This window comes from Streptosporangium sp. LJ11 (genome assembly GCF_051918945.1).
Taxonomy (GTDB): Bacteria; Actinomycetota; Actinomycetes; order Streptosporangiales; family Streptosporangiaceae; genus Streptosporangium.
Window position 1 is genome coordinate 200,774 of the sequence record NZ_JBPXMB010000003.1, and the last position, 17,642, is coordinate 218,415.

A 17,642-nucleotide genomic window follows, 5' to 3' on the forward strand; every position below is an offset into this window, starting at 1 on the left:
GTGTCCTCAGTCTCCCCGGCTCCAGGAGGCCGCGATCTGCCCGGCGACGCGGGCGTTGCCCCGCACCGCGGCCAGGTTCGCCTCGAGCGAGGCGCCGTCGGTGCCGCGCACCAGGTAGCCCAGCAGGAACGGGGTGATGGCCTGACCGGTGATCTGCCGCCGCTCCGCCTCGGCGAGGGCCCCGGCGAGGACCCGGTCGTGCAGCTCGGGGTCGAGCTGTTCGGGCAGCGGCACCGGGTTGGCGACGATCAGCGCGGTCTCCGGGCCGCCGAGCGCGTCCTGGGCCCGCATGATGCCCGCGGCCTCGTCCGGGGTCTCGATCCGCCAGTCGACCGGCTCACCCGAGGAGTGCAGGTAGAAGCCGGGGAACTCGTCGGTGCGGAACCCCGCGATCGTGACGCCGCGCGTCTCCAGCCGCTGCAGGGTGGCCGGGACGTCCAGGATCGACTTCACGCCCGCGCAGACCACGGTGATGCGGGTCCGGCTCAGCATGTCGAGGTCGGCCGACTCGTCCTGGCTCTCGGTCCACCCGCGGTGCACGCCGCCGAGACCGCCGGTGGCGAAGATCCGGATGCCCGCCCTGGCGGCCAGGAACGAGGTGGCGGAGACCGTGGTCGCCCCGCTCGCCCCGAGCGCGGCGGCGGCGGGCAGGTCGCGGAAGCCCAGCTTGCGCAGCCCCCGCTCACCGGCGACGCGCTCCAGCTCGCTCTTGTCGAGGCCGATGCGCGCCACGCCGTCCAGCACCGCGATCGTCGCGGGCACCGCCCCGGCCTCCCGGACGATCTGCTCCAGCTCCACCGCGACCTCGAGGTTGCGGGGCTGGGGCAGGCCGTGGGAGATGATCGTGGACTCCAGCGCCACGATCGGGGCGCCCTGCTCCAGCGCCTCGGCCACCTCGCTGGAGGGGCGGAGCATGCCGGAGAGGGACTGTCGGGTGGTACGCATGAGCTGGTTCTGTCTCCTTGTCCGAGGTCGTAATCATTGCTTGCTTTTGGAACGGTGTAAACGACACCGTCTTCCCCAAAAAGAGCACGTTACGGCGGTTGCGGGGAGACGTCCACTTAAAGATCAGCCAATGACCAGCACTCCGAACAGTGAGATCCCGCCGATGATGACCGTGGCGATCCCGCCCAGGAGCAGCGACCGCCCACCCCGCACGAGCCTCCGCAGGTCGACACCGGTGCCCAGGGCGAAGAGCGCCGCCGCGAGCAGCACCGCCGTCAGATCGGGGACCACCCGGGTGATCCCGGACGGCACCACGCCCAGGCTCCGCGCCGCCACGGCCGCGACGAACCCGGCGACGAACAGCGGCACCACCGGCGGGCGTCGCGCCGCCCGCCCGGCCTCGGGACGTTCCGCCGCGGTACGGCGCGGGAAGGCCGCGGCACGGCGCAGGGAGACGGAGGTGAGCCCGACGATCGGGGCGAGCAGGACGACCCGGGCCAGCTTGACGGCCACCGCGCTCACCAGCACCCCCGCCCCGGCCGCCGCGCCGATCGCCGCCACCTGCGCGACCTCGTGGACCGAGGCCCCGGCCCACAGGCCCAGCTGGTGCGGGGTCAGCCCCAGCGCCCCCGCGAGCAGGGGCAGCGTGACGATCGAGACGCTGCCGTACAGGACGACCACGCTCACCGCGGCCGCCACGTCGTCGTCGTCGCTCTCCGCGACCTCGTGCATGGCGGCCACGGCCGCGGCCCCGCAGACGGACACGCCGGTCGCGATCAGCAGGGACCTGCGCGGGCTCACCCCGACGCGGCCTCCGATCCACCGCGTCGCGGCGAACGTGACGCCGGTCCCCACGGCGACCACCGCCAGCGCCCGCCAGCCGAGCGCCAGCAGTTCCGGCAGCGCGATCTGCAGGCCGAGCAGCACGATCGCCAGGCGCAGCACCCGGCGGGCGGCGAACCCGAGCCCGGGGGCCAGCGACCGGTGCAGGCCGCCGAGGTTGGTGAGCGCGACCCCGAGGACCACCGCGACCACGGCGGCGCTCACCCCGGGAACGACCCTGGTCGCGGCCGTCGCCAGGACCACCGCGACGGCCGCGGCCCCGAGCCCCGGCGCGAGCGCTCCGAGTGCCGCGAGCACTCCGGGTCTCGGTGCCGGCGCCGGTCGTACGGGTGCCTGAGGAGTGCGCGCGGCGGAGCCGGGAGAACGCGTGAGCGGGGAGGGGGAGGCGGGCATCCCCCGAGTGTCGGCGCGGCGCGCGGAGGCCGGTAGCCATCACCTCCCTGGAAGGTCATAGCCTGGCGCTATGAGCGAGCTGCCCGACCTCGAATCCCTGCGCCTGCTCGTCGACGTGGAACGCCTGGGCAGCCTCGGCCAGGCGGCCCGGGCCGCGGGCGTCGCGCAGCCGTCGGTGAGCAAGCGCATCTCGCTGCTGGAACGCCGCCTCGGGCTGCCACTGCTGGAACGCACCCCGCGCGGGTCCACCCTCACCCCGCAGGGCGTGATGGTCTCGGCCTGGGCCGCGCAGGTGCTGGCGGCGGCGGAGGAGCTCATGCGGGGGGCGGAGGCGGTACGGCACGGCCGGGCCGCGCACCTGCACATCGCCGCCAGCATGACGGTGGCCGAGTACCTGCTGCCGCGCTGGCTGGGGGAGCTCCAGGACCGCGAGCCCCAGGTCCAGGTCGGCCTGGACGTGCAGAACTCGGCCGAGGTGGCGAGGCTGATCGGCGGGAAGATCGAGCTGGGGTTCGTGGAGGGGCCCTCGGTCCCGGCCGGGCTGGTGTCGCGGGTGGTGGCCACCGACAGGCTCGTGGTGGTGGTCGCGCCGGGGCACCCGTGGGCGCGCCGCCGCACCCCGCTGCTCGCCGCCGAACTGGCCGCCACCCCGCTGGTCGTCCGCGAGCGGGGGTCGGGCACCCGCGAGACGCTGGACCTCGCGCTCACCGGCCACGACGTCGCCGCCCCGAAGCTGGAGCTCGGTTCCAACGCCGCGGTCAAGGGCGCCGCCCGTGAGGGCGCCGCCCCCGCCGTGCTCAGCGGTTACGCGGTGGAGGCCGAGCTGGCCACCGGCCGCCTGGTCGAGGTGCCCACGAGGGACATCGACCTCACGCGCCGGCTGCGGGCGGTCTGGCGCGAGGGCCGTGCCCCCACCGGCCCCGCCGCCACCCTCCTCACGATCACCCTCTCCGCCGCCCGCGAGGGGCGGTGATCCGGGCGGTCGCGCGGTGCGGTCGGGGGCGCGTGCGGCTGCCGGCGGGTGTGCCGGCGGGTAGGGCGGCGGGGCGTGTGCGGTTGCCGGCGGGTGGGGGCGGTGGAGCGCGTGCGGCTGCGCTTATGGCCGCCAGTACGGCGATATTTCGGGAATTCGGGATATGGTGAGGCACATGGTGATGGTCGAGACGCCGAGCGTGCTCTGTCCCGAGCCGCACTGGCAGACGGGTCTCTGACGGCCGCGGTCCCGGCCCCGCGTCCCCTCACCTCCCCTCATCGGGAAGACCTCACCTCACCGGGAAGTCTCGTGCTCCGCTCTCGCTACGAAGCCGTGATCGTCGGAGGCGGCCACAACGGCCTGGTCGCCGCCGCCTACCTCGCCCGCGCCGGACGGCGCGTCCTCGTCCTGGAACGCCTCGGTCACGTCGGCGGGCTCGCCGTGTCGGCGCGGGCGTTCCCCGGGGTCGACGCCCGGCTCTCGCGCTACTCGTACCTGGTCAGCCTGCTGCCCTCGAAGGTCGTCGCCGACCTGGGCCTCAAGATCGCACTGCGCCGCCGCCGGTACGCCTCGTACACGCCGGTGGGGGAGACCGGGCTGCTGGTCGACAACGGCGACGCCGCGCGGACCGCGGCGTCCTTCGCCGGGGTCACCGGGGGCGACGGCGAGCTGGAGGCGTGGCGGCGCTTCTACGGGATGACCGCCGACGTGGCCGAGCGGGTCGCGCCGACGCTGCTGGAACCCCTCGCCGACCGGGCGGCGATGCGGAACCTCGTCGGCGAGGAGGCCTGGCGCGACCTGTTCGAGCGGCCGGTCGGCGAGGTGGTGGACGAGCGGTTCGCCGACGACACCGTGCGCGGCGTGGTCCTCACCGACGCCCTCATCGGCACCTTCGCCGACCCCTCGGACCCCGGCCTGCTGGCCAACCGCTGCCTCCTCTACCACGTGATCGGCGACGGGACCGGCGACTGGAACGTCCCCGTCGGCGGCATGGGCGCGGTGTCCGGCGCGCTCGCCGGCGCCGCCCGCGCCGCAGGGGCGGAGATCCTGACCGGCGCCGAGGTCCTCGCGGTCGACCCCTCGGGCGAGGTCGCCTTCCGCGACGCGGACGGGGAGCACACGGTGACGGGCGAGCGGATCCTGGCCAACGTGCCGCCCGCCGTGCTCGCCCGGCTGCTCGGAGGGGCCGGGCCCGTCCCGGAGGGGGCCCAGCTCAAGGTCAACATGGTGCTCTCGAGGCTGCCGCGCCTGCGCGACCCCGGCGTGGACCCCGCGGCGGCGTTCAGCGGCACGTTCCACATCAACGAGGGCCGCGACCAGCTCGCCCGCGCGTACGCGGAGGCGTCGGCCGGGCGGATCCCCTCGCTGCCCCCGGCCGAGGTCTACTGCCACTCGCTGACCGACCCCTCCATCCTCGGCCCGGAACTGCGCGAGGCCGGAGCCCACACGATGACGCTGTTCGGCCTGCACATGCCCGCCAGGCTGTTCCGGGAGGACCCGGCGGGGGCGCACGAGGCCGCGCTGCGCGCCACGCTCGCCTCGATGAACGCGGTGCTCGCCGAGCCCGTCGAGGACTGCCTGCTGCGCGCCCCCGACGGCAGGCCCTGCCTGGAGGCGAAGACCCCGGTCGACCTGGAGACCGAGGCGGGCCTGCCCGGCGGGCACATCTTCCACCGCGACCTGTCCTGGCCGTACGGGGAGCCGGGGCGGTGGGGGGTGGAGACCGCCTTCGAGCGCGTCCTGCTCTGCGGCGCGGGCGCCCGGCGCGGCGGCGGCGTCAGCGGCATCCCCGGCCACAACGCCGCCATGGCGCTGCTCGCCTGAGACGTTCATCCGGCTCTCATGATGGGCGTCTACCGTGGAGGCCATGGCCGAGGGTGAGGCGGCGCGGGTGCTGGTCGTGGACGACGAGCCCGCGCTCAGGGAGGCGTTGCAGAGCAGCCTGGAGTTCGAGGGCTACCGGGTCGGCCTGGCCTCGGACGGCCGGGCGGCGCTGGAGGCGATCGACCGGGAGCCGTACGAGCTGGTCCTGCTCGACGTCATGATGCCCCGGCTGGACGGGCTGACCGCCTGCCGCAGGCTCAGGGCGGCGGGCAACCACCTGCCGGTGCTCATGCTCACCGCCCGCGACGCCGTGGGCGACCGGGTGTCGGGCCTGGACGCGGGGGCCGACGACTACCTGGTCAAGCCGTTCGAGCTGGACGAGCTGCTGGCGCGCGTCAGGGCGCTGCTGCGGCGCGGCGCCCTGAGCGCGCCCGCGGCCGAGGACGACGCGGTCCTGACTTTCGGCGACCTGCGGATGGACGTCGCCGGCCGCGAGGTCACCCGGGCCGGCGAGCCGCTGGAGCTGACCCGCACCGAGTACCTGCTGCTGGAGCTGCTCATGGTCCACCCCCGCCAGGTGCTCACCCGCGAGCAGATCCTCGGCGAGGTGTGGGGCTTCGACTTCGAGCCGTCCTCCAACTCCCTCGACGTCTACGTCATGTACCTGCGCCGCAAGACCGAGATCGGCGGGCGCCCCCGGCTGATCCACACCGTCCGGGGCGTCGGCTACGTGCTGCGGGCCTCCGCGTGAACGGTCGCCGCTCCCTGCGCTCCCGGCTGACCCTGCTGGTGGCGGCGGCCGTGGCGCTGGCGATCGCGGTGTGCGCGGCGCTGTGCTGGTTCGTCGTGCGGGCCGAGCTGCTGCGGCAGGTGGACGGTTCGCTGGAGGGACGGCCGCAGGGCATGGAGTGGATCGGGCCGTACTGTCCGGGGGGGCCGCGAGGGCAGGGAGTCCCGGGGGTCCCGGGAGACCGGGGAGAGATCGCCGGTCGCAGGCTGCCGTCCCGCCTGCCGCCCATCCAGCTGGTCTACGCCGACGGCGGGAGGTGCGTGGCGGGTTCCACCCCCGTCAGGGTCACCCCGGCGGACCTGGCCCTGACCCACGGCCCCCTGGGCGGGCGGGCGTTGAGGAACGGCGTGACCGACGGGGGCGAGGAGGTCCGGGTGATGACGAGGAACGTCCGCCCGGGTCTCGCGGTCATGGAGTCCCGGTCCCTGGAGGAGGTCCGCTCCACCCTCGCCGCGCTCGCCTGGATCCTCGCGGGGGTCACCGCGCTCGGCGTGCTCGGCGCCGCCTCCGCCGGGCTGCTCGTCTCCCGTACGGCGCTGCGTCCCGTCGGCCGCCTGACCGAGGCCGTCGAGTACGTCGCCAGGACCGAGGACCTCGACACCAGGATCCCGGTCGAGGGCACCGACGAGATCGCCAGGCTCGGCGTCTCCTTCAACGCGATGACCACCGCGCTGGCCGGGTCCCGCGAGCGCCAGCGACGGCTGATCGCCGACGCGGGGCACGAGCTGCGCACCCCGCTCACCAGCCTGCGCACCAACATCGACCTGCTGCTGCGCAGCGAGAACGCCGGACGCCCCCTCGACGCCGCTCCCAAGCGCAGGCTGCTGGCCAACCTCAAGGCCCAGTTCGAGGAGATGTCCACGCTCGTCGGGGACCTGCTCCAGCTCTCGCGCTCGGAGGACGAGCACGAGCCGCACGTCGAGGTCGCCTTCCACGACGCCGTCGAGGCGGCCGTGCGCAGGGCCCGGCTGCGCGCCCCCGACACCGCGGTCGAGGTGGAGCTGAGTCCCTGGTACCTGCGCGGCGACCAGGCCGCCCTGGAGCGGGCCGTGGTGAACCTGCTGGACAACGCGGTGAAGTTCTCGGCGGACCGGGCCGATCCGGTGAGCGTGCGGCTGCGTGACGGCGAGCTGACTGTCAGGGACCACGGCCCCGGCATCCCGGAGGAGGAGCTGCCGTACGTGTTCGACCGGTTCTGGCGGTCGTCCTCGGCCCGCAGCATGCCCGGCTCGGGACTGGGGCTGGCCATCGTGGCCAAGGCCGTGCGCGACGCCGGGGGAGAGGTGAACCTGGAGAACGCCGCCGGGGGTGGCACCCTCGCCCGCCTCCGCCTGCCCGGCTCTCCCACCCGGTCCCCCGCCGCGGGCGCGTGAGCCGCTCGTACGGTGACCGGATACGGCCGGTGAGACCGGGGCGAAACTATTGACTGATTGGCCAATCAGGAGTAGTGGGGCGGTGACCCCACGCTGCTGTAGTCTTGCGCCGTGCACAGCGGAGGAGGAGCGCGCAGCAGCCGCGCCGACCAGGCCGACCAGCGCCGAGCGGAGCTCCTTGAAGCCGCCAGGCGGGTCGTGCTGGAGCGCGGGCTGGCCAGCACCCGCGTCGCCGACATCGCCAGGGCGACGAACGTGAGCGGTGGGCTGATCCACTACCATTTCGCCACCAAGGACGATCTCATCACCGAGATGCTCCGCAGCACCAGCGACTCCGAGATCCAGCGGCTGAAGGAGATCGTCGCGGGCCCCGGCACCGCCGTCCAGCTCCTCGACCGGGTCCTGCGCTTCTACATCCCGGCCTCCCGCTCCGACCAGAGCTGGATCCTCTGGGTCGACGCCTGGGCCGTCGGGGTGCGCGAGGAGCACGTCCGCACCATCCTGCTGGAGCTGGAGGGCGCCTGGATCGAGATTCTCAGCCAGGTGATCTCCGACGGCGTTGCCTCGGGCGAGTTCACCTGCGACGACCCCCTGGGCTCGGCCGAGCGGATCGACGGCATGCTCGACGGTCTCGTGGTCCGGTACACCCTGCACACCGGCAACATGTCGCGGAGCAGGATGCTCCACCACGCCCGGGTCGCCGCCGCCCGAGAGGTCGGCCTCGCCCTCTCCGACTTCCCCGACGCGCCGGCCGAGTCCTCCTAGGACCCGCGTCGAGGCCGGTCACGGCGACGAGGACCGTGGCCTCGCGGCCCTAGCCGAGGGATTCGGCTGCCTTGGACATCGGACCTCCCGCGTCACCGGTGTTGAGCGTGCCGGCGGGCTCCACGAGCAGGATGGCCGTCTCCTCCTCGGCCACCGGGCAGTGCTCGACACCGCGGGGCACCACGTACAGTTCGCCGGGCCCGAGGACGACGTCCCCCTCTCCGAGCCGGATGGTGAGCCGGCCGCTGATGACCAGGAACAGCTCGTCGGTCTCCGGGTGGGTGTGCCAGACGAACTCCCCCTTGAGCTTGGCGAGCTTGATCTCGTAGTCGTTGAGGTCGGCGATCTTCTTCTGCGTCCACAACTCGCCGAACCGGTCCAGCGCGCGGACGATGTTGACGGGATCCAGGGAAACGGACAACTCGCTGCCACCTTTCGAACAGGACCGCCCCGGCCGGGGCGGTGGCCGATGTGACGAGCGTGGCCCACGCGCAGGCCGTCCGTCTTGTACGTTTCTGGCATGACCGCCCGCCGACCGCCGCCGACGATCAGGGCGTGGCGGCCGCCTGTCGCCGGCATCGCCGAGGTCTTCCACGCGCACTTCACCGACCACGCCTACCCGGCCCATACGCACGACACGTGGGATCTCATGATCCTCGATGCCGGGGCGGTCGACTTCGGGCTGGATCGTCACCGGCACGGCGCCGCCGACCCCGCCGCCGCCGTCGTGCTCCTGCCGCCGGGTGTCCCGCACGACGGCAGGACCGTCACCCCCGCCGGCTTCCGCAAGAAAGTCCTCTACCTGGACACCGGCGTGCTTCCGGAACACCTGACAGGCAGGGCGGTGGACGCTCCGATCGTCGCCGATCCGCTCCTGCGTCACCGCATCCACCGGCTGCACGCCGCCCTCGGCCGGCCGGGGGAGGAGTTCGAGGCCGGATCACGCCTGTCGTTCGTCGCGGAGCGGCTGCGGTTCCATCTCGAGGCGTCGCGGCCTCGCACACCCGGCCGTGAGGCGCACCGCCTGGCCGCCGGGCTGCGTGAACTGCTGGACGCGCGCGTCCGGGAGGGCCTGTCACTGCAGGAGGCCGCCGCCGTCCTGCACGCTCACCCGACCCACCTGATCCGGTGCTTCAAGCAGACCTACGGCCTGCCGCCGCACGCCTACCTCACGGGCAGACGCGTCGAACACGCGCGCCGGGCCCTGCTGAGCGGCCGGCGGCCGGCCGAGGTGGCCACGAGCGTGGGCTTCCACGACCAGGCGCACCTGACCCGGCACTTCACCCGGCACGTCGGCACCACACCCGCCCGTTACACCACGCGGACCTGAGAGGAGGGAAGCCTCGTCCGGCTTCCGGCCGTCGCGGCGTGTCCGGGCGGTCAGGCCCGGGGGGTGGGCAGGGCGGCGAGCAGGAAGGCCAGCCGGGCCGCGGCGTCGTCGATGTTCTCGCTGCTGCCGAGCCGGTAACCCCACGACGTGATGAAGCCGCCGTCCGGGGAGCAGGTCACGGTCTCGGCCAGGGTGCTGCTGAAGCGGTTGCGGACGTAGACGTAGGCGGGATCGCCGAACGAGATCCGTTGCACGGAAAGGTCGGCGTGCAGTCGTATCGCGGCAACGAGTCTCTCGAGACAAGACAGCGTGTCCAGCATCGTGCGTCACCTCCGTCTCGACAGAGAATTGCACGATCTTGGGATGCTAATCAAGCAATTGCGGTGTTTGGTCGGCTGATTGTCCGGAGAAATCGCTGAGTACTCGGACGATCACCGATCTGGCGCCCTCCCTGAAGGCCGCGACCTCGCAGAGTTCCTCGAAGGTGCGCGCGTAGAAGGCGACGTCCTCCGGGTCGCGCAGCAGCAGGTCCCTCGTCCTGGTCGGCACCGCCACGTGGTCGTCGTCGTACATCCAGAAGCCGTTGAGCAGCGCCGAGGGCAGGGACGCCTCGAAGGGGATCACGCCGAACTCCACGTTCGGCAGCGCCGTCACCGCCAGCAACCGGTCGAGCTGCCCGCGCATCACGTCCAGCGGGGCGAGCCGGTGGCGCAGCGCCGCCTCCGGCATGACGAACCTGAACCGCTTGCTCTGGTCGTAGAGGATGTCCTGGCGCTGCATGCGCACCCGGATGGCCGCGTCGATCTCGTCGGGCGCCTGGTAGAGGCGCTTGATCCGGGTGAAGATGCTCCTGGCGTACTCGGTGGTCTGCAGCAGCCCGATGATCACGCCGGGCTCGAACACCCGTAGCTGGGTAGTCCGCGCCTCCACGTCGCGGATGTCCTCCTGGAGCGCCGCCAGCCCGCTGCGGTGCCGCTGCCGCCAGGAGTCCTGGCGGCCCAGGAGGCTCGCGGCCTGCTCCACCAGCTCCCCGGCGATCTCGGGGGAGGCGTCCACGGCCTGCGCCCACCGGGTGACGTCGTCCTCGGTCGCGGTCTGGCGGGCGTTCTCGATCCGGGAGACCTTGGACGCCTGCCATCTCAACCGCTCGGCCAGCTCCTTGCCCGACAGGTGGGCGGCCTCACGCAGGTGCCGTAGCCGCACCCCGAGTTCGGTTCTGGCCTGCTGGAACCCGGTCACACGATCTCCTCGGCCGTTCGCGCGAGCCGGATGGCGCGGCCGCCGTCCGCCTGTGCTCCCAGCGTGCCCACGTCACCTCCCGCATGGTGCGCACGACGCTAGACCCGAGAATGTGGATCAAGCCAGAGAGCACTCCTAATCGTGACCAACATTTACAGAAAGTACTCGGCGCGCGATGTCCACGAGAAGCTCGCGCGGTACCTCGACGGCGGTTTCGCCGTCCAGGACGTGGCGCAGATCGGCCAGCGCCGCCGCGTCGGTCACCCGGAGGCCCTGCACCACGATGGTCCCGCGGTCGGTCTCGTAGAGGGAGGGACAGGCCCCCGCCTCGGAGGTGGAGCCAAGAAACCGGAGACGCATGACTGAATCCTTCCCCGAACCACATTCTTGAAGCAATTGCGAGCAATCCTGGGGCGCGAAAGGTTGCATGAAGGTTTCAAGGGGGCGGACCGGTGCCGGAGCAGGGGGCAGGGGGTGCTGAGGCGCAGGCCGGGAACAACCCGGCGGACCTGATGGGCGAGGTGTTCCCGCGACGGAGGACGCCCGGGCGGCGCCCCTACGCCGGGGCCGGAGTCTGGGCGGTTCCCGTGCGGGAGGCCCGCTCGATCGTGTCGACGAGCCGGTGCCGCCGCAGCGCGTGGTCGAAGCCGGGCACGGTGTGCGTGCCCTCGCGCAGATCCCGGGCGAAGCGCGCGTACACCTGGGCCACGCCCTGCGCCGTCGCGGGCAGGTCGCGCGGGACCGGATGGAAGAGGCTGTCGGGCAGGGCGATGTCGGCGAGCGCCTGGGCGTCGCCCCGGCCTCCCCGCAGTCGCAGGTCCAGCGCCTGGAGGTTGCCGTTGACGCCGGGCGCGGTCAGGACGAGGTCGCCGTCGGTGCCGTTGATCTCCCAGTGGAAGTTGTCGCCGCGGGAGACGCCGCCCCGGTAGAACAGCGAGAGGGCGGCACCGCCGCGGAAGGTGCCCGTGACGGACACCTGGTCGGCCACCGTCACCGGGATGGTGGAGCCGTCGTCGATCACCTGTGCTTGCGTGAGGCTGGTGACCAGGTTGGCCGAGACGGTCGTGAGCTCGCCGAGCACGGCGTTCACCGCCTCCAGGGCGTGCAGCGCCGACGCGGTCAGGGGCGTCGCGCCGGCGGCGGCGTCGTAGAGGTAGGCGTGCGCACGGTCGGTCACGGGGCCCCAGGCCAGGCCCGATCCGACCAGTGTCGTGCCGAGCACCTTCCCGACGTAGCCGTCCGCGACCAGGTCACGGGTGTGGCGGATCGCCGGAAGGAAGCCGCCCTGCAGCCCGATCACCGTGCGGACCCCCGCGGCCTCGGCCCGGGTGGCCAGGTCGGCCGCCTCGTCGGTGCCGACGCCGAGGGGCCACTCGCTGTAGACCATCTTCCCCGCCGCCAGCGCCGCGGAGATCAGCGCGTGGTGGTGGGGCACCTTGACCGACACCACCACCAGATCCACTCCGGGGTGGGCGATCAGGTCCGCGGGGTCGTCGAAGGCCGCCGGGACGTCGAACTCCTTGGCGGCCAGGTCGGCGGACGTGCGGCGTGACGTGCTGATGGCGCGCAACTCGTAGCCCGGGAGGGCCTTGAGCGCGGGAACGTGGCTGATGGCGGCCCAGCCGCCGGTGCTCGCCCCGATGATGCCGACGCCGATGTTCATGATGCTCCTAGGGTGATGCCCGGCCGCCTGTGGCGAACGGGGTGTGCCGATGTCGTCTCTTCCTGTCCACCGACGGCGAATATCTTGAATGATCGTTACAGATTCGGGCCGTGAAAACATCAGTCGAGGCAGCCCAGGGCCGCCTCCACGACGCTCATCAGGTACCGGCGGTCGGGGTTGATCGCCCCCGTGACACGTAACCCGTGGATGAGGGTCATGAGGAACCTCGCCGAGTCGCGGGGATCACGGACGCCGACCGGCTCACCGCGGTTCTGGGCCGCTCTGATCGCCTCGGTCAGCTCGTCCTCCAGCAGCGAGGTCGTCGCCCCCACCCGCGCGGACACCTCGGGGTCGTGGCACAGCCGCTCGGTCGCGGCGCTGACGATCAGGCAGGTCTGCTCACGCCCGTCCCGCAGGATGGTCTCCACCAGGTCGACCAGGATGTCGCGGATCAGCTCCCGTGCCGGGGTGCCGCTGCGCAGCAGATCGACCAGGGGGAGCGCGTACCGCTCCCGGTAGCGGTCCAGCACCGCCTGATACACGCCCTCCTTGCTGCCGAACGCCGCGTAGAGGGAGCCGCGGCCCACCCCGGTGGCGTCGACCAGGTCCTGCACCGAGGTGCCCTCGTAGCCCTTGTGCCGGAAGACGAACATCGCCGCTTCCAGCGCGGCCTCCGTGTCGAACTCCCTCACCCGTGCCATGTCGTCCAAGCTAGCCTTATCTGGAACGAGCAGTCAAGTTTTCCCCGCTCGTGCGGGCACCGCCCGCGCCTCGGCCGTCGACCACGGCATCGTCCCGCCGGGCCGCGGCCGGGCGCCGGCCGGGAGCGCCGACGCCGATTCCATCGCATGTCACATGAACGTCCGGGCGCGGGCGAACAGGTTCAGCGTGGTGGCGTGGAGCAGGTCCCCGATCTCCTTGGGAGCCTTGCCCGCGCAGGCGCGGGCGTGCGTGCCCTCCAGGACGATGCCGAGCTTGAAGCAGGCCATCACCGCGTACCAGTCGACGGCCGACAGATCCCGGTCGGACAGGGCCGCGTAGCAGTTGACGAGCTCGGCGGCCGTGGCCAGCCCGGTGACCCCGCCGGAGATCACCCCCACGCCGTCGGGGGCCGGCCAGGTGGCCAGCAGCCATCCCAGGTCCAGCAGCGGGTCGCCCACCGTGCACATCTCCCAGTCGACGATCGCGGCCACCCGGGGCCCGTCGCAGGCGAACATGAGGTTGGCCAGGTGGTAGTCGCCGTGCATGATCCCCGGGGTGAACTCCTTCGGCCGGTTGCGCTCCAGCCAGCCCGCGGTCTCCGCCAGCCCCGGGATGTCGGGTCCCGGATATCCCTCCAGGGCTCCGTAGCCGTCCAGCTCGCCCATCCAGCGGGGCACCTGCCGCTCCAGGAACCCCTCGGGGCGGCCGAACCCGTCGAGCGCGCCGTGGTCCACCCGCCCGAGGTCGGCCAGCGCCGAGGCCGCCTCCAGTCCCATCCGGTGCCGGATCGCGGGGTCGCCGGCGTGCGGCTCGGGCAGCTCGACGGTGGCGTTGAACCCCCGGACCGGCTCCATCAGGTAGAAGACCGCGCCCATGACGCTCTCGTCGGTGCAGGCCGCGACCAGGCGCGGCGCCGCCACCGGCGTGTCGCGCAGGACCGCGAGCACCCTCGCCTCCCGGCGGAGCACCTCGTTGCTCCTGGCGCGCGGGTGCAACGGCGGCCTGCGCAGCACGTACGACGCCCCGCCCCGCTCGAAGCGCACCATGACGTTCTGCGTCCCGCCCGTCACCGGCGCGACCCGCTCGAACGGCCCTTCCGGCAGCCCCCGCGCGTCCATCCACGCACCGAGCACGTCGAAGTCGATCGCGGTGACGTCGATGTGCGTGGACGTCATGCGCCCTCCTTGACCGAATGATGTTCTAGGTGGGGCGAATCTATGATTCCCGTTCGCGACGGTCAATAGTCTCCCGCTCCGGCGGGAACGGCGTCCGCGTCGGCGGAGGCGGCGCCCGCGCCGCGAGAACCCGTTTCCGGACATCGGGTGGGCTTTTCCGGCTCGTCGCCCACGTGCTCGCGGCGCACCGGCCGGGTGATGACCCGCCCGGCGGGCCGTGGTCAGCCGGCCGTGGCCAGGGCGGACAGTTCGCGCCACTCACGCATGGGGAGCGCCGCGGGGGTGGCGGTCAGGACCTGCAGGCACACGTGGTCCGCGCCCGCGTCCAGGTGGGCCCGGACGCGCCCGGCGATGACGTCGGCGTCCCCGTAGGCGACGATCGCGTCGACCAGGCGGTCGCTCCCGCCGTCCGCCAGGTCGTCGTCGCCGAAGCCCAGCCTGCGCAGGCTGGCGATCTGGTGGGCGGCCATGCCGATGTAGGGACCCAGGTGTCCTCTGGCGACCTCGCGGGCCCTCGTGAGGTCGGTGTCCAGCACGACGGCCTGCTCGACCGCGAGGAAGGCGCCGGGACCCATGATCTCCCTCGCCCGGTGGGTGTGCTCCACCGGCACGAAGTAGGGGTGGGCGCCGAGGGTCCGCTCGGCGGCCAGGGCGAGCATCCGCGGCCCGAGCGCGGCGAGGACGCGTCGCGGGGGCGTCCTCGGCGCGGGGGAGCCCAGCGGGATGGCGTCCATCGCGTCAAGGTAGGCGCCCGTCGTGCTCTCGGTGCCCCTGGCGGGTCTGCGCGGATGAGGCGACCCCTCCCCGGCGAGACGGAGGATCGATGCGAGCGCCGTCGTGGCGGCGGACCGGAGTCGCGCCGGCGAGTCAGAGGAGGCGTCGCGGGATGTCGGCTCAGAGGAGGCGTCGCGGGATGTCGGCTCAGAGGAGGCGTCGCGGGATGTCGGCGAGCCCGGCGCGGAGTTCCTCCCCGAGGGCCTTGGCCTGGGCGTCGAGACGGGGACTCGCGGCCACGCCCCGGCCGAGAAGGCCGTGCACGACGAAGTTGAGGGCGAGCAGGTTGGGCAGCTCGAAGCGCTCGACCTTCAGGCCGGCGGTGAACGGCAGGAGTCCCGCCAGGCGTTCGACCGTCAGGTAGCCCTCCAGCCACCCGAACTGCTCCGCCGTACGGACCCAGACCCCCAGGTTGGCGTTGCCGCCCTTGTCCCCCGAGCGGGCGCCCACGATCGCGCCCAGCGCGACCCGCGCGGTCTCACCGTCGCCGCGCTCGTCGTGCGGGGCGGTGTCGGCGTCTGTGTCGGTGTCGGTGTCGCCCCCGTGGCCCGCGGTCTCGCCGCCGCTCGCCACCCGCGCGGTCGTCACATCCGGTGTGCCGGACACTTCGGACAGGTCACGTGCGCCGGGTGCGCCGCCTGTGCCGGGTACGGCGGCGAGCTCGCGGCCGTCGAGCCAGACGCGGGCCCGCACCGTCTCCGCCGGGACGAGCGTGGGCCAGTAGACCCCGTACGGCGAGGCGTCTCCGGGCGGGGTGAGGCCGTAGAAGCCGGGATAGCTCGCCAGGCCGGTCTCGACCACGGCCGAGGAGAAGGCGCGCCCCGCCCTCCGCCGGTCGGCGTCCATCACGGTGACGCGCAGCAGGGCGGTCCCGGCGAGCGGTGTGAGCTCCACGTGGACCTCGTCGAACGACTCCTTCGGCACCCGCGACCAGATGGCCTCCTCGGCCAGCCGGGCCTTGGCCTCGATGTCCAGGCCGGTCAGGACGAGCGTCATCGTGTTGCGGTAGCCCGCCAGGTAGTTGACGGCGACCTTGAGCGTGCCGGGAGGGGCCTCGCCGCGCACCCCCGAGACGCGGACCCGGTCGGGGCCCTCCTGCTCCAGCCGGATCGTGTCGAAGCGCGCGACCACGTCGGGCCCGAGGTAGCGGGGCGACCCGATCTCGTACAGCAGCTGCGCGGTGACCGTGCCCACCGAGACCAGCCCCCCGGTCCCCGGGTGCTTGGTGACCACGCTGGATCCGTCGGCCTCCAGCTCCACCAGCGGGAACCCGCAGCGCGCCGGGTCGGGCACCTCGCCGAAGAACGCGTAGTTGCCGCCGGTCGCCTGGCAGCCGCACTCGATGACGTGCCCGGCGACCACCGAACCGGCCAGCGCGTCGAGGTCGTCAGGGCCCCACCCGTACCGCCAGATTCCCGGCCCGGTGACCAGGGCGGCGTCCGTGACGCGGCCGGTCACCACCACGTCCGCCCCGGCCGACAGGGCGGCGGCGATCGGGCGGCCTCCCAGGTAGGCGTTGGCGGTCAGGGCGGGGGCGGGCAGCGGCTCGCCGGTGTCCGCGTTGGGGGCGCCGCCCAGGTCGTGGCCGGTCAGGTCGTCGCCGGCGACGTGGGCGACCCTCACCGGCAGCCCGAGGCGCCCGGCCAGCTCGCGTACGGCCTCGGCGCACCCGGCAGGATCCAGCCCGCCCGCGTTGGAGACGATCCTGACGCCCCGCTCCAGGCACGTCCCGAGGACCTCCTCCAGCTGCTTGAGGAAGGTCGGCGCGTAGCCGGGGCGGCCCTTCATCCGGTTCCCGGCCAGGATCAGCATGGTCAGCTCGGCGAGCCAGTCGCCGGTGAGCACGTCGATGGGGCCGCCCTCCACCATCTCCCTGGCGGCCGACAGCCGGTCACCGTAGAAGCCGGAGCAGTTGGCGACGCGCAGCATCAGCCCTCCTCGGGCCGGGACGCCACGGACGCCACGGACGCCACGGACGCCACGGACGCTTCGCCGCGCGCCCCCGCTTCGCCGTACGGCATCAGCTCGCCTCCGGCGCGGGGATCCACGACGCGGGCCGCTTCTCCATGAAGGCGGCGATCCCCTCCTGCCCCTCGGCGGAGGTGAACCGCCGCGCGGACAGCTCGGCCATCTGGCGCATGCCCTCCTCGACGCTCAGTCCGGGCACGGTCCGCACCAGCTGCTTGGTGAGGGCGAGAGCCTCGGGGCCGCCGCGCAGCAGCATGCCGGTGTAGTGGGCGACGGTCGCGTCCAGCTCCTCCTCGGGCACGGCGCGGGTGAGCAGCCCGATCTCCGCGGCGCGGGCGGCGTCGAACGTCTCACCGGTGAGCAGGTACTCGGCGGCGGCGCGCGGGTCGAGCCGCCGCAGCACGGTCACCGAGATCATCGCGGGCACCACGCCGAGCCGCACCTCGCTGAACGCGAACGACGCGGAGTCGGGGGCGATCGCGAAGTCGCACGCCGCCACCAGGCCGAGCCCCCCGGCCCGCGCCGTGCCGTTCAGCCTGCAGACGACCGGCTTCGGGCTCTCCCAGATCAGGCTCATGATCTCCGGGAACGACGCGGTCACCGGCGCCTCGTGCGCGCCGCCCGGCGCGACCCGCTGCTCCTTCAGGTCGGCGCCCGCGCAGAACACCGGCCCGGTCCCGGTGAGCACGATCACCCGGACGCTCTCCTCGGCCAGCGCCCAGTTGAGCCGGTCCTCCAGGTCGCCCAGCAGCCGCACCGACAGCGCGTTGCGGTTGCGGGGGGAGTCGAGGGTGATCGTCGCCACCCCGCCGGACACCTCCCTGCGCACCAGGCGTTCCACCGGCCAGCCCCCGTCGCTCTTCATCTCGGTCCTTCCGTCGTCGA

At 73.2% G+C, this 17,642-nt stretch carries 18 protein-coding genes; 6 read left to right on the forward strand and 12 right to left on the reverse strand.

What is annotated here, in order from left to right:
* Positions 1–6: 6 nt before the first annotated feature.
* Positions 7–945, reverse strand: coding sequence for a pseudouridine-5'-phosphate glycosidase (locus ACTOQ3_RS05595; RefSeq protein ID WP_440063699.1), 939 nt, complete (start codon positions 943–945; stop codon positions 7–9).
* A 123-nt stretch (positions 946–1,068) separates the two neighbouring features.
* Complete coding sequence (locus ACTOQ3_RS05600) at positions 1,069–2,085, reverse strand: YeiH family protein (protein ID WP_440082334.1); 1,017 nt, start codon at positions 2,083–2,085, stop codon at positions 1,069–1,071.
* A 166-nt stretch (positions 2,086–2,251) separates the two neighbouring features.
* Here ACTOQ3_RS05600 and ACTOQ3_RS05605 point away from each other — a divergent pair, with 166 nt between their 5' ends.
* The 5 genes from ACTOQ3_RS05605 (at position 2,252) to ACTOQ3_RS05625 (ending at position 7,906) form a co-directional block, all read left to right on the forward strand.
* Positions 2,252–3,154, forward strand: a complete 903-nt coding sequence (locus ACTOQ3_RS05605; RefSeq protein WP_440082335.1) for a LysR family transcriptional regulator — start codon at positions 2,252–2,254, stop codon at positions 3,152–3,154.
* Between the two features lie 309 nt (positions 3,155–3,463).
* On the forward strand, positions 3,464–4,978 hold the full coding sequence (locus tag ACTOQ3_RS05610) for a phytoene desaturase family protein (RefSeq protein ID WP_440082337.1): 1,515 nt from the start codon (positions 3,464–3,466) through the stop codon (positions 4,976–4,978).
* Positions 4,979–5,021: 43 nt separating this feature from the next.
* Positions 5,022–5,729: a response regulator transcription factor gene (locus ACTOQ3_RS05615; protein WP_440082338.1), complete on the forward strand. Its 708-nt coding sequence runs from the start codon at positions 5,022–5,024 to the stop codon at positions 5,727–5,729.
* Positions 5,726–7,141, forward strand: a complete 1,416-nt coding sequence (locus ACTOQ3_RS05620) for a sensor histidine kinase (protein ID WP_440082340.1) — start codon at positions 5,726–5,728, stop codon at positions 7,139–7,141. The genes ACTOQ3_RS05615 and ACTOQ3_RS05620 overlap by 4 nt, the downstream gene beginning before the upstream one ends.
* Positions 7,142–7,252: 111 nt before the next feature.
* Positions 7,253–7,906, forward strand: coding sequence for a TetR/AcrR family transcriptional regulator (locus tag ACTOQ3_RS05625; protein WP_440082342.1), 654 nt, complete (start codon positions 7,253–7,255; stop codon positions 7,904–7,906).
* A 49-nt stretch (positions 7,907–7,955) separates the two neighbouring features.
* Here the strand turns inward: ACTOQ3_RS05625 and ACTOQ3_RS05630 are convergent, their stop codons facing one another.
* A complete protein-coding gene (locus ACTOQ3_RS05630) occupies positions 7,956–8,327 on the reverse strand; it encodes a cupin domain-containing protein (RefSeq protein ID WP_440082343.1) in 372 nt (123 codons plus the stop codon).
* Positions 8,328–8,426: 99 nt separating this feature from the next.
* Between ACTOQ3_RS05630 and ACTOQ3_RS05635 the strand changes: the two genes are divergently transcribed.
* A complete protein-coding gene (locus tag ACTOQ3_RS05635; protein WP_440082344.1) occupies positions 8,427–9,236 on the forward strand; it encodes an AraC family transcriptional regulator in 810 nt (269 codons plus the stop codon).
* 50 nt (positions 9,237–9,286) lie between these two features.
* Here the strand turns inward: ACTOQ3_RS05635 and ACTOQ3_RS05640 are convergent, their stop codons facing one another.
* The 9 genes from ACTOQ3_RS05640 to ACTOQ3_RS05680 form a co-directional block, all read right to left on the reverse strand.
* Positions 9,287–9,556, reverse strand: a complete 270-nt coding sequence (locus tag ACTOQ3_RS05640; protein WP_440082346.1) for a hypothetical protein — start codon at positions 9,554–9,556, stop codon at positions 9,287–9,289.
* Positions 9,557–9,602: 46 nt separating this feature from the next.
* Positions 9,603–10,475 carry a helix-turn-helix domain-containing protein gene (locus tag ACTOQ3_RS05645; protein WP_440082347.1) on the reverse strand — a complete coding sequence of 291 codons (873 nt, stop codon included), beginning with the start codon at positions 10,473–10,475 and terminating at the stop codon, positions 9,603–9,605.
* Between the two features lie 135 nt (positions 10,476–10,610).
* Complete coding sequence (locus ACTOQ3_RS05650) at positions 10,611–10,835, reverse strand: hypothetical protein (protein ID WP_440082348.1); 225 nt, start codon at positions 10,833–10,835, stop codon at positions 10,611–10,613.
* Between the two features lie 196 nt (positions 10,836–11,031).
* Entirely contained in the window at positions 11,032–12,138 is a 1,107-nt protein-coding gene (locus ACTOQ3_RS05655; protein WP_440082349.1) for a Gfo/Idh/MocA family protein, read from the reverse strand.
* 119 nt (positions 12,139–12,257) lie between these two features.
* Positions 12,258–12,839, reverse strand: a complete 582-nt coding sequence (locus tag ACTOQ3_RS05660; RefSeq protein WP_440082350.1) for a TetR/AcrR family transcriptional regulator — start codon at positions 12,837–12,839, stop codon at positions 12,258–12,260.
* A 150-nt stretch (positions 12,840–12,989) separates the two neighbouring features.
* Positions 12,990–14,015 (reverse strand): phosphotransferase family protein, encoded by a 1,026-nt coding sequence (locus ACTOQ3_RS05665; protein ID WP_440082351.1) that lies wholly within the window; start codon positions 14,013–14,015, stop codon positions 12,990–12,992.
* Between the two features lie 221 nt (positions 14,016–14,236).
* The gene (locus tag ACTOQ3_RS05670) at positions 14,237–14,749 is read right to left on the reverse strand and encodes a hypothetical protein (RefSeq protein ID WP_440082352.1); all 513 of its coding nucleotides are present in this window, start codon (positions 14,747–14,749) and stop codon (positions 14,237–14,239) included.
* A 187-nt stretch (positions 14,750–14,936) separates the two neighbouring features.
* Complete coding sequence (locus tag ACTOQ3_RS05675) at positions 14,937–16,718, reverse strand: acyclic terpene utilization AtuA family protein (RefSeq protein ID WP_440082353.1); 1,782 nt, start codon at positions 16,716–16,718, stop codon at positions 14,937–14,939.
* 91 nt (positions 16,719–16,809) lie between these two features.
* Positions 16,810–17,622, reverse strand: coding sequence for an enoyl-CoA hydratase-related protein (locus ACTOQ3_RS05680; protein WP_440082564.1), 813 nt, complete (start codon positions 17,620–17,622; stop codon positions 16,810–16,812).
* Positions 17,623–17,642 lie beyond the last annotated feature (20 nt).

What these genes read in the sequence shown, in the direction of transcription:
- ACTOQ3_RS05595 (WP_440063699.1), bottom strand. Translation starts at nt 945, where the DNA reads ATGCGTACCACCCGACAGTCCCTCTCCGGCATGCTCCGCCCCTCCAGC.
- ACTOQ3_RS05605 (WP_440082335.1), top strand. Translation starts at nt 2,252, where the DNA reads ATGAGCGAGCTGCCCGACCTCGAATCCCTGCGCCTGCTCGTCGACGTG.
- ACTOQ3_RS05615 (WP_440082338.1), top strand. Translation starts at nt 5,022, where the DNA reads ATGGCCGAGGGTGAGGCGGCGCGGGTGCTGGTCGTGGACGACGAGCCC.
- ACTOQ3_RS05635 (WP_440082344.1), top strand. Translation starts at nt 8,427, where the DNA reads ATGACCGCCCGCCGACCGCCGCCGACGATCAGGGCGTGGCGGCCGCCT.
- ACTOQ3_RS05640 (WP_440082346.1), bottom strand. Translation starts at nt 9,556, where the DNA reads ATGCTGGACACGCTGTCTTGTCTCGAGAGACTCGTTGCCGCGATACGA.
- ACTOQ3_RS05650 (WP_440082348.1), bottom strand. Translation starts at nt 10,835, where the DNA reads ATGCGTCTCCGGTTTCTTGGCTCCACCTCCGAGGCGGGGGCCTGTCCC.
- ACTOQ3_RS05655 (WP_440082349.1), bottom strand. Translation starts at nt 12,138, where the DNA reads ATGAACATCGGCGTCGGCATCATCGGGGCGAGCACCGGCGGCTGGGCC.
- ACTOQ3_RS05660 (WP_440082350.1), bottom strand. Translation starts at nt 12,839, where the DNA reads ATGGCACGGGTGAGGGAGTTCGACACGGAGGCCGCGCTGGAAGCGGCG.
- ACTOQ3_RS05665 (WP_440082351.1), bottom strand. Translation starts at nt 14,015, where the DNA reads ATGACGTCCACGCACATCGACGTCACCGCGATCGACTTCGACGTGCTC.
- ACTOQ3_RS05670 (WP_440082352.1), bottom strand. Translation starts at nt 14,749, where the DNA reads ATGGACGCCATCCCGCTGGGCTCCCCCGCGCCGAGGACGCCCCCGCGA.
- ACTOQ3_RS05675 (WP_440082353.1), bottom strand. Translation starts at nt 16,718, where the DNA reads ATGCTGCGCGTCGCCAACTGCTCCGGCTTCTACGGTGACCGGCTGTCG.
- ACTOQ3_RS05680 (WP_440082564.1), bottom strand. Translation starts at nt 17,622, where the DNA reads ATGAAGAGCGACGGGGGCTGGCCGGTGGAACGCCTGGTGCGCAGGGAG.